General features: G+C 50.7%; 4 protein-coding genes and 1 pseudogene. 3 read left to right on the top strand and 2 right to left on the bottom strand.

What is annotated here, in order from left to right; all coding sequences use genetic code 11:
- From hsdR to HP459_RS15885, 3 genes are all read left to right on the top strand, one after another.
- Window positions 1-2589, top strand: a 2589-nt coding sequence (gene hsdR / locus HP459_RS15895; protein WP_171936460.1) for a type I restriction-modification system endonuclease, incomplete at its 5' end; no start/stop codon positions are given.
- A gap of 71 nt (window positions 2590-2660) precedes the next feature.
- Window positions 2661-4250 (top strand): type I restriction-modification system methyltransferase, encoded by a 1590-nt coding sequence (gene hsdM / locus HP459_RS15890; RefSeq protein ID WP_171936459.1) that lies wholly within the window; start codon window positions 2661-2663, stop codon window positions 4248-4250.
- The gene (locus HP459_RS15885; protein ID WP_171936458.1) at window positions 4247-5629 is read left to right on the top strand and encodes a restriction endonuclease subunit S; all 1383 of its coding nucleotides are present in this window, start codon (window positions 4247-4249) and stop codon (window positions 5627-5629) included. The genes hsdM and HP459_RS15885 overlap by 4 nt, the downstream gene beginning before the upstream one ends.
- A gap of 71 nt (window positions 5630-5700) precedes the next feature.
- Here the strand turns inward: HP459_RS15885 and HP459_RS15880 are convergent, their stop codons facing one another.
- Window positions 5701-12021: a DEAD/DEAH box helicase gene (locus HP459_RS15880; protein WP_171936457.1), complete on the bottom strand. Its 6321-nt coding sequence runs from the start codon at window positions 12019-12021 to the stop codon at window positions 5701-5703.
- 2 nt (window positions 12022-12023) lie between these two features.
- Window positions 12024-12266: pseudogene (locus tag HP459_RS23395) on the bottom strand (hypothetical protein); the annotation flags it as partial.

Below are 12266 nucleotides of genomic sequence, written 5' to 3'. Positions count from 1 at the left end.
GCAGTGGTCGAAGCAAAACGTAAAAATATTGATGTTCCCGGCAAGCTGAATGAGGCTTATCGATACAGTAAATATTTCGATAATGCGTTTTTGCGCGATACGCTTCTGGAGCAATTTACCCCCGACGATATACACGAAACCCTACCGGTTTACGAAATCAGCTGGCAAGATACCAGCGGCACACAGCGTTTTAAAATCCCCTTTTGCTACTCCACCAACGGGCGTGAATACCGCGCGGCAATGAAGACCAAAAGCGGTATCTGGTATCGTGACGTCCGCCACACCACCAATATGTCGAAAGCGCTGCCGGAATGGCATCGCCCGGAAGAGCTGCTGGATATGCTGGGCAGCGACCCGCAGAAACAGAATCAGTGGTTTGCCGATAACCCCGGAATGAGCGAACTGGGCCTGCGTTATTACCAGGAGGATGCCGTTCGCGCGGTAGAGAAGGCCATTGTCAACGGCCAACAAGAGATCCTACTGGCGATGGCGACTGGTACTGGTAAAACCCGTACCGCTATCGCCCTGATGTTCCGTCTGATCCAGTCGCAGCGTTTCAAACGCGTCCTGTTTCTGGTCGACCGACGCTCGCTTGGCGAGCAGGCGCTGGGGTCGTTTGAAGACACACGAATTAACGGCGACACCTTTAACAGTATTTTTGATATCAAAGGCTTGACCGACAAATTCCCGGAAGACAGCACCAAAATTCACGTCGCTACGGTTCAGTCTCTGGTCAAGCGTACGTTGCAATCCGATGAACCGATGCCGGTTGGCCGCTACGACTGTATCGTGGTCGACGAAGCACACCGCGGCTACATTCTTGATAAAGAGCAGACCGAAGGCGAGCTGCAGTTCCGTAGCCAGCTGGATTACGTTTCCGCCTACCGTCGCATTCTCGACCACTTCGACGCGGTAAAAATTGCCCTGACCGCCACGCCAGCCCTGCACACGGTTGATATTTTCGGCGAACCAGTTTACCGCTACACCTACCGTACGGCGGTGATCGACGGCTACCTGATCGATCAGGAACCGCCCATTCAGATCGTTACCCGCAACGCGCAAGATGGGGTCTATCTTTCCGAGGGCGAACAGGTGGAACGCCTGAACACGCAAGGCGAGCTGATCAACGACACGCTGGCTGACGATCAGGATTTTGAGGTTGCCGATTTTAACCGCGGCCTGGTGATCCCTGCGTTTAACCGTGCGGTATGCGGTGAGCTCACCAAATACCTGGATCCCACCGGACAGCAAAAAACGCTGGTGTTCTGCGTCACCAACGCCCATGCCGACATGGTGGTTGACGAGCTGCGCACCGCGTTTAAGAAAAAGTATCCGCAGCTTGAACACGACGCCATTATCAAGATCACCGGTGATGCCGATAAAGACGCGAAGAAAGTGCAAAGCATGATCGTCCGCTTCAACAAAGAGCGGTTGCCCAATATTGTGGTTACCGTCGATCTGTTGACCACCGGCGTGGATATTCCTTCAATCTGTAATATTGTGTTCCTGCGCAAAGTCAAAAGCCGCATTCTATACGAGCAGATGAAGGGTCGTGCCACGCGTCTGTGCCCGTCGGTGGGGAAAACCAGCTTTAAGATTTTCGACTGTGTTGATATCTACAGCTCGCTGGAAAGCGTCGATACCATGCGCCCGGTGGTTGTGCGTCCACAGGTGGAACTGCAAACGCTGGTCAATGAAATTACCGACTCAGAAACCTACAAAACCATTGAAGCGGATGGCCGCAGTTTTGCCGAGCACAGCCATGAACAGCTGGTCGCCAAGCTGCAGAGAATCATTGGCCTCGCCACTTATAATCGCGATCGCAGCGAAGCGGTGGATAAGCAGGTCCGCCGTCTGGATGAACTGTGCATGGATGCCGCAGGCGTAAACTTCGGTGGCCTGGCTTCGCGCCTGCGGGAAAAAGGACCGCACTGGAGCGCCGAGATTTTCAATAAGCTCCCCGGCTTTATCGCCCGCCTCGAAAAGCTGAAAACCAATATCAACGCCCTGCGCGATGCCCCCATATTCCTCGATATTGACGATGAGGTGGTGAGCGTCAAATCGCTGTATGGCGATTACGACACGCCGCAGGATTTCCTCGAAGCGTTTGATGCGCTGGTGCAGCGTTCCCCTAACGCCCAGCCCGCGCTGCAGGCGGTGATCAATCGCCCGCGCGACCTCACTCGTAAAGGGCTGGTGGAATTGCAGGAGTGGTTTGACCGCCAGCATTTTGAAGAGTCGTCCCTGCGCAGCGCGTGGAAAGCAACGCGCAATCAGGATATCGCCGCCCGGCTGATCGGCCACATCCGTCGTGCGGCGGTGGGTGATGCGCTCAAACCGTTCGACGAGCGTGTCGATCACGCGCTGTCACGTATCAAGGGCGAGAACGACTGGAGCGATGAACAGCTAAGCTGGCTCGACCGTTTAGCGCAGGCGCTCAAAGAGAAAGTGGTGCTCGACGACGACGTCTTCAAAACCGGCAATTTCCACCGTCGCGGCGGTAAGCCAATGTTACAGCGCACCTTTGACGACAACTTCGACAGCGTGTTGGATAAGTTCAGCGATTACATCTGGGATGAGCTCGCCTGACGCGTTATCATCCCCGGCAATTTCTTCTTCTGCGGCCCCGATAAGGGCCGCTGTTTTACATGGGATCTTCAATGAACAATAACGATCTGGTCGCCAAACTGTGGAAACTGTGCGACAACCTGCGCGACGGCGGCGTCTCCTATCAAAACTACGTCAATGAACTCGCCTCGCTGCTGTTTTTGAAAATGTGCAAAGAAACCGGCCAGGAAGCGGATTACCTGCCGGAAGGCTACCGCTGGGATGACCTGAAATCGCGCATTGGCCAGGATCAGTTGCAGTTCTACCGCAACCTGCTGGTGCATCTGGGCGCGGACGAGAAAAAGCTGGTGCAGGCGGTGTTCCAGAACGTCAACACCACCATCACCCAACCAAAGCAGCTGACCGAGCTGGTGAGCAGTATGGACTCACTGGACTGGTACAATGGCGCTCACGGCAAGTCCCGCGACGACTTCGGCGATATGTACGAAGGGCTGCTGCAAAAGAACGCCAATGAAACCAAATCCGGCGCGGGCCAGTACTTCACCCCGCGTCCGCTGATCAAAACCATCATCCATCTGCTGAAGCCGCAGCCGCGTGAGGTGGTGCAGGACCCGGCCGCCGGGACCGCAGGTTTTTTGATTGAAGCCGACCGTTACGTGAAGTCGCAGACCAACGATCTGGATGACCTTGATGGCGACACCCAGGATTTCCAGATCCACCGCGCGTTTATCGGCCTCGAACTGGTGCCCGGCACCCGTCGTCTGGCGCTGATGAACTGCCTGCTGCACGATATTGAAGGCAACCTTGATCACGGCGGCGCCATCCGTCTGGGCAACACGCTGGGCAGCGACGGCGAAAACCTGCCGAAGGCGCATATTGTCGCCACCAACCCACCGTTTGGCAGCGCCGCGGGTACCAACATTACCCGCACCTTCGTGCACCCGACCAGCAACAAACAGCTGTGCTTTATGCAGCATATTATTGAAACCCTGCACCCTGGCGGCCGTGCGGCGGTGGTGGTACCGGATAATGTTTTGTTTGAAGGCGGTAAGGGTACGGACATTCGTCGCGACCTGATGGACAAGTGCCATCTGCACACCATCCTGCGTCTGCCAACCGGCATCTTTTACGCCCAGGGCGTCAAAACCAACGTGCTGTTCTTTACCAAAGGCACGGTCGCCAATCCGAATCAGGATAAAAACTGCACCGACGACGTTTGGATGTATGACCTGCGTACCAATATGCCGAGCTTCGGCAAGCGCACGCCGTTTACCGAGCAGCACCTGCAGCCGTTTGAAAACGTCTACGGTGAGGATCCACACGGCTTAAGCCCGCGTGAAGAAGGCGAGTGGAGCTTTAATGCCGAAGAGAGCGAAGTCGCCGACAGCGAAGAAAACAAAAACACCGATCAGCACCTGGCCACCAGCCGCTGGCGTAAGTTCAGCCGCGAATGGATCCGCACCGCTAAATCCGATTCGCTGGATATCTCCTGGCTGAAGGATAAGGACAGCATTGACGCCGACAGCCTGCCGGAGCCAGATGTGCTTGCAGCAGAAGCGATGGGCGAGCTGGTGCAGGCGCTGGGCGAGCTGGACGCGCTGATGCGCGAGCTGGGCGCGGAGGATGAGGCGGATGCGCAGCGTCAGTTGCTGGAAGAAGCGTTTGGTGAGGTGAAGGAATGAGTGGGGGGAAATTGCCGGAGGGGTGGGTTGTGACAAACCTGCAAAATATTGCAAATTGGGGTTCCGGTGGTACACCATCCCGCAGTCATGACGAGTATTATAATGGTAATATACCTTGGATCAAAACTGGTGACTTAGGGCCTAAATTAATTACCGAAGCAAGTGAATACATTACCGATGCTGGCGTAAAAAACTCAAGTGCTAAATATTTTCCCAAGGGTTCTGTTGCCATTGCAATGTATGGGGCAACTATTGGTAAAACGTCTATCTTGGGAATTGATGCAACTACTAACCAGGCTTGTGCGGTTGGTTCGCCCATAGAAGGTATTACCTCAAGTATTTTCTTATATTATTTTTTACTCAACGAGAAAAATGCATTCATAAAAAAAGGCAAAGGTGGGGCCCAGCCCAATATTTCTCAAAAAGTTATAAAAGAACATCCGTTATCTCTACCACCTTATGCTGAACAAAAAATCATCGCCGAAAAACTCGATACGCTGCTGGCGCAGGTAGACAGCATCAAAGCACTTCTGGAATGCACGTTTAACAAACTAGAAATGTTCAAACGTGTAGTTATGGATTTTGCGGTTAAAGGTGATTTAACTAAAGAATGGCGTAATAAAAATGAAATTAATGAGTGGAAAATAACCCATTGGGAAAACATTCTCCTAGATAAAAAAGATTCATTTAGAAGAGGTCCTTTTGGAGGCGCACTCAAAAAAGACATATTCGTAGAGCGAGGATATAAAGTGTATGAACAATATTGCCCAATTAATGATGATTGCAGTTTTTCCCGTTATTACATAACAGAGGAAAAATTTCATGAAATGAATAAATTTGAGGTTCATGCCGGTGATTTCCTCATTAGCGGAGCTGGAAGTATAGGGAAAATTACATTAGTACCCGAAGGTTGTGAAAAAGGAATTATTAACCAAGCTCTATTACGTGTTCGGATTAACAATGAAATTTACGATAAGAGATTTTTCCTGACTCTTTTTAGATCTCCAATGTTCCAAAAGGTTATTATTGAAAATAGTACTGGCTCAGCGATGCAAAACTTAAAAAGTGTTAAGGAGTTAAAACAAATACCAGTACCATTACCCTGTTTATCCGAACAACACGAAATCGTCCGCCGTGTCGAACAACTCTTCGCCTACGCCGACACCATTGAAAAGCAGGTCAACAGCGCTCTGACCCGCGTCAACAACCTTACTCAGTCGATCCTGGCGAAAGCCTTCCTCGGCGAGCTTACCGCCCAGTGGCGTGCTGAAAACCCAAGTCTTATCAGCGGTGAAAACAGCGCCACCGCGCTGCTGGAAAGGATTAAGGCCGAACGCGCCGCCAGCGGCGGTAAAAAAAACTCGCGTAAAAAAGCCTAATTGGGGTTATCGGCCATCGCTGACTCGAGTCGTTTTAGCGCTCCCAATTCCTTATTGGGAGCGCTAATGCATTAAGACGGCATCACCTCTATCAGCACATCCGTTGCCCAGCTTTCCTCGCTATTAAGGACTTTGCCCTCCTGGCAGGCTTGCGCCAGTTTTACTAGCTGATAAGTCACATCTTCGGCAAAGTCAAAATTACGCCATACATACGGGAAGTCGATACGCCAGTATCCCATTCCCTGGTCGAATCGAATCTTCAACGTCTGACCATCTTCAAAGGTCACCGTCAGCTTACGATGATGTGGAATATCACGTGGCGAATCGAACACCGTCAGTTCTACCGCTCTGCCCATTGCCGCAGTAAACCACTGGTCGGCGAAATCCTGAAAATCCGCATCGCTCATCCAGTCATGGAACGGCCGGTTGCCGGGACGATCCTTGGGCTTAAACAGAGTATCAAGCTCAAGCTCCGCGTCATCGGTCAGCTTTGTTTTTAGCGGTTTCAGTATCGCCCCCAGCAGTGCCAGCGCAACCGGGTTTTGCAGATAGCGATCGGTATAGTGAACGCTGGTGATTCGCTGGTTTTTCATCAGCGATTGTGCTTCTTCATGGCTGTTAAACAGCGTGTCCCAGAAGCGTTGTCCGAACTGCGAAAGTGGACCATTTAACTGTTTATGAATCTCTATGTCTTTGACTCGCTCAACCGCGTTCGCTGCTTTACCCGGCAGAACAAACTCGTTCAGTTTTACCGTTTTATAGCCGAGGCTGCGAACGACCAGTTCGTCATTCAGGTGCCAGCCTGGCCCCGGGATAGTTGCCTGCTGGCTGCGTGAAGCCAGCGTCATTACGCGATCGGCAAAGGCGATTTGCGCCACAATCGGCAATTCCAGAGCCTGTTCGATATGACACAAACGCACGCCCAAAGCAGTAAACTGCGAAAGCTCGTGCAACAGCTCCGGATCATCGACGCCAGCAGGAATGACAAGGTCGACCGCAACATTGTCTTTAATCCGGTAGTTCTGAATAGCCGCCCGGAATTGACGGGCATAAAGATCCCATTCATTGAGTGGCCCGTTCATCCACAGTGTGAGTTTTTCAGCTCCCTCGTTAATCGCCCGACGAAGGGTATCGCTAATCGCTCCCGGGCAATAGCGGGCATCTGGTAGCGAGAATGTCTCTTCATCTGGTAAACCAATGTAGAAACTGAAGTCATCCCCAAGCCAGGTCAGCGCCGCTTTACGATCCAGCAGGTCATGATCGTGGCGGGTTTGGGAATCGAGCAAACATTCACTGCATGCGGTATCACAATGGTTGCAGCCCAGCTGTTTCACCATCCCCAGCAGAATGGTCTCAATGTGTAATGGAGCACTGGACGCAAAACCTGCGCCACCGCTAATCACATCGTAAAGTTGAACGGCTAATACCGATTGTCCATCTTCCAGCCTGACCGGACGCACAGCGTAGCCCAGTTCTGCAGCAGAAATACCCAATACACCCGCCAGCGCCTGACGCAGGGCAACCGCCAGAGTCATGGCGACAAGCCGACCTTCTTCTGTATTATCCGGGAGGTATTCACCGTTTTGTGGCTTCCGCAGAACCATTTCAAATACATCTGTTCGTGCTAATGCCCCCAGCGTGACGTTTTTCATCAGTGCCGTCGAACCGGGGCAAATCAGCCGCTGATTTTGGCTATCGCGGTCCGCTTTTCCTGGACGAGGTGGGTAGTGAGCTTCCATACTTCTCGGTGCATCATTTTCATTCAGCATCGACTCCGCACGCCCACAGCTCAGGCATAATGCGTAACCATGACCACCTTCTCCGAGACTTTGCTGGAAAACATGACCATCAGCACCAGACGTCATATACCCCATTGTCGGGTTAGGCAGTGGTACGGGTTCCGCTTTAACAAACACCCAGGCAGGGACAACCGGGATAAATTTCATGGTTTCAATGTTGTTTGTCACCGGCGCATGCGCATCGGTTACAAACCCGGCAGGCTGCAGCACCTGACGGCGATTATCCATGATGATTTTTTCACCGCAGGTGCTGTTGGTACAGCATAATACCCCGGAACTGCTCATTCCCTCTTCATAGCCGATGGTCCCGCATTTGTGGCAGCGCCAGGCGCAATCCAGACGCTGCGCTTCATTCGTATCGGCATTAATATTGTGCCAGTGCAGGGAGACACCGGCAGAACGGAAGACCCTACCATCAAGAATAATTTCTGCACCTGGTGCATATTCACGGATAGCAACCCCAAGGTTGCGGGAGGGGAGCCCTTTATAACGCGACACGTTATCTTCGCGATCTTTTTTATCCCGGCTTTTCTGCGATTTTTCGCGAATATAGTCTTCCATTGTGAAGTTATCAAACGTCACCACATCCGTTGGGAAGCCGTATCCGGGAAGGAAGGTTCTGGCCGCCAGATCGCGCAGTAAATATTCGCCGCAATGTCGTTTTTTTTCCAGTTCTATGCGCTTGCGGTAAGGCGTTTGCGGCTGCGATTCGCGTTCCTGTGCAACAAGATCGCGATAGACGGAAAGCCATCTCTGTTGCAGAAGAGTAATCGCATCAACTGTTTTCTCACGCAATTTGTGGGAGCTGGCGCCATGCAGCGCCGTGCCTTTTACCAGCCTTTCAAGCGCCGCGTCAATATCAAGCTCGGGGCGTTCAAGCCATACTTTAAAGCGTTCACATTTTGATTGATCTTCGTCATCACCGAAAAACCAGAGGCTGTCGAGGCTGGTTTTTTCTTTGTCCGTTTCGCCAATAACGTGACATAAAAAGTCAGAGAGCAATAACGCATTGACGTGGCGTTGCACCAGCCGGGCTGAGTTCATCGCCACCATCGGTGCAGGGATCATCGTTTCAAACGGCCAGAGCGGGTTGGCAAATACCTGTTGATCGTGCGGGTTACCTTTACACAATGTGTAAGATATCGCGCGCGATTCCTTGCTACGTCCGGCTCGCCCGGCTCGCTGTAAATAATTGGCCGGATGCGGCGGTACGTTGTTCATCACCACGGCGGTAATGCCACCGATATCAACCCCCATTTCCATGGTGGTGGAACAGTTGAGAACATTAAGCTGCCCGTTCTTAAACATCTTTTCGTAGCTTTGCAGGCGTTCTGAAGACTGCTGGGCAGAGTGCTCTGCAGTGCGGTAGTAGAAGCCACCTTCTACGACACGATCGTTGATATCCGTCCAGACATTTTCCGAACGCAATTTTGCGATCAGCGGCTCGTTGCTGACCCAGTCACGTACTTTAGCCAAACCCGGAGCATAGTCTTCTTGTGAGCGATCCACCTTCCAGATCTCTGGCATGGTGACCTTTTGCGCGACAAATGCGTCATATTGCGTCTGGGTGAGTTGTTCAAAGGAAATGTGAGTGGGTAGATATGGGGTTAACCCTTTAAAAGCAGTGTCCAGAATTTTATTGGTGACCGGACAAATCCAGGCATCCGTTATTAAAGAGAAGGTCAAATGCTCTTTCGGCAAATAGAAACGGTTACCATCAGGCTTCAGTACGGCAAGTGACCCGGTAAGCTGGTTCCATGCTTCTTTTAACCATGTATTGATAATATCAATCGTCGCCGTATTTACTTTTTTTAATCCCGCACCAAGCATTAATAACTTCACCAAACGATGGGACAAATTGCCATTACGAATTTGTGGCCAGCGTCTGTTCTGATTATCTTCAGGATCTTTTGTTTCCGGGTTACGGACGAATTTTGACGAAAAACGGCTACCAATCCAGTTTTTTAACTCATCGTCCAGTTGTGTGAAGTTGCTTTCACGTACGTACAGATCCAGAGTAACCTTAAGAAAATCTTTCCAGTCATCCAGCGTCAGCCCTTGCTCATGCCAATGCATCGGCATCTTATGAATCTTCTCTAGCCCCTGATAACCAACCCGCACCAGCCCTTGCGTTTCCAGGCTGTTAGTTCGTTTAGGACGACGCATAAACTCCCGGAAAAGCAACATTTCCGATAGCTTCAGCGGCCCGCCGTTTTCGTTGAAAATTTCAGGCTTCAGATAGTGATTATATTGCAGAATAGGGCCGCTAATATCGGCTTTCTCTCTAAGCTCATTAACTATTTCTGTCCAGGTTCGGGAAATGAGAATGGTCGCTACGTTACCTCCGGTCGCAGCCTGAAAAGCTTGTTCAAGCTGCTCGGCCTGTACTTCTGCCAGCTTCGCTTGTTCAGGTAATCCCCAGCTTCTAAATTCATCGGCCTGTTCGCGTGCCTGTTTTGCCAACGCTGCTAACTTTTCAAGATCTGTATTGGCATTTGGTGTGGTGGAAGTCTGTTTTCGTTGATGCCAGCCCAATATTTCTACTACGCTGCCACGTAAGCGACTGCGTTCAGCTTCTTGCTGCATGCGTACCGCCATGCGCGCTGTTCCCTGGCGGCTGTCGGTGAAGGTAATGAGACGGCGGCCTCTACCTGGCAGTGAATCAGGCCCCACTCCCTCCTTTCCATCTTCGCTGACAAAGTCCTGACAATACTCCAGAACGGTTGGCACAATATTGGTGACATAAAACGGTCCACCCAACAATGCGCGGCGGAAAGGTTGTTTTCCACTCGTGCCTCTGTAGCCGCAGCCACTGGCACTACATACCTGTTCAATATCGTTAATAATCAGTTCAATACTTTCATTATTAACTACACCAATACGACGAGTCTTGCGATCGAGTCGCTGTAGGATATAACCAGTTTCACTGGCCTTTTCTGCCGCAATAATAAGTGGAGGGCGGTAACTACTTTCTTTCTCAACTTTTTCTTCAGTAGCGTCGTTTTCAACATTCACCTCATCCTGCAAAGAGAATTCATCGCCACCTTTATTTTCCCATTGGACAAGTTTGCCATTTTTATCCCGGGCCAGAAGATGCGGTTCGTTACATTCATTGCAGAATGCCAGTTCGTAGACCGGGCTCCCGCATTCGCAATTTTGCCGTTGATTCACATACACATAACCAAAGGGCCAGCCCTTATCCAGCGGAGTGCCATGCTTTTGTCTGCACTCTTTATCAACACAAGCCCATACTCCCTGGGTATTGCGCTGGAAAATATGCGCTCTTATCTTCAGGAATGCCGGATCTTTAGGATTAGGTTGTGTACCAGAGCAGACGTCGATCCAGCGAAGTACTTCCTGCTGGCTATAATTCTGCTTGGTCAGCGTATTCAACCGCTTCGTCATCGTATCCAGCTTCATTGGATCCGGCTGAGTAACTAACATCTCACGCAAGTAATGTGCTTCAGGTGAATGCGTAAGAGCTTCAAAGCGCTCTGGGCTTACGCCCTTCATGTCTGTATCAGGGATTTGTTCAATTTCTTCTAAAGGAATATAAACGTGTTTGCACGATGCCAGTTTCGGAATCACTCGGCTTCCGTCCAGTACATCGATGCGCTCCTGCGGTATACCGGATAATACAGAGAGGAATTTTTTCAGTTGTTTTTCGGCATCGCTTCCGGCAATAGTTGCAGAGGTTGCCACGAAACGCACATCGTCTGGCGTCACGCCAAAGGCCGTCATCACGCGGCGTAACTGCAGAGCTAATTCAGCGGCCTGCGATCCGACATAGGTATGCGCTTCATCCAGTACTATCCAGCGTAATGATTTTTGTGCTTTAGACTGTTGAATAATTGGAGCATCAATCTGGCGGACCATCATATATTCCAGCATCGTGCCGTTTGTTACCAGAATTGGTGCGGGTTCTTCACGCATCTTTTCGCGTGAAAGCACTTCATTTGGCCTTTTTGCCTGCTCGCTTTTTACCGAAGCGTGAAGATTTTCTGTATTGCCATTATAAAGACAGTAACGGATCCCAGTACCAAATCCACGTGTCCACGCATCCAGGCGCTCCCGCTGTGAATTAATTAGGGCATTGAGGGGGTAGAGGAAAAGGGCCCTGACGCCGACAAGTGGGTTGTTGCTATTTTCATGTAATTCTCTGTAGAGGTCTTCCAGCACAGGAACCATAAAACATTCCGTTTTGCCTGACCCCGTACCACTTGTCACCACTACCGAATGTTTATCTTCCAGTAAAGCCTTCCAACTGGCTAGCTGGTGAGTGAAGGGTTTCCAGTCTGCACCAAAACGGTAACGACCGTTGTTATGATCATCTAGTGAATCAACAACAGCTTTACTCAGTAATGCCTTACCTTCGGTCAGGTTGCGCATTGTATAATTTGACTCTTTCCAGCCAAACATTTGCTGGAATACTGGTGAGGCAAGAAATGAGCCTGATTTCCCACAATCGGCACCCATTTGCTCTGCGAGATGCTTGCGTAAGTTCGGGTTTGTGATCCCCATAATACTGAGCGTTGCTTCGGTTGAGCGAGACAACGATTGTTCAATAAGCGACGAAAAAAAGCGTGTAGTCATCTTTAATCCTTTTTATTTTTTGAAATATAACGCAGAAGGCTGCACTGGAATATGGCCTTGAACCAGCGAGAATCGAAGTCCCGAACTTGTCTCAGGAAAAATACGGCGCCAGGTTTGTGTTCAAACACAGTTTCAAAGGAAGTTTTACCGCTTGCCACTGCAGCCGCGAAAACAGGTAACCAGGCAACTGAATAGCGATAATCAGCCTCGGGATAAATATCTATCACTACATCTGTTTGTGATGA

Origin of the sequence: Enterobacter sp. CM29 (genome assembly GCF_013179605.1) — a bacterium.
Classification (GTDB): Bacteria; Pseudomonadota; Gammaproteobacteria; order Enterobacterales; family Enterobacteriaceae; genus Enterobacter; species Enterobacter intestinihominis.
The sequence above is the reverse complement of the archived record's forward strand: the minus strand, read 5'-3'. Positions and strand labels throughout refer to the sequence as shown.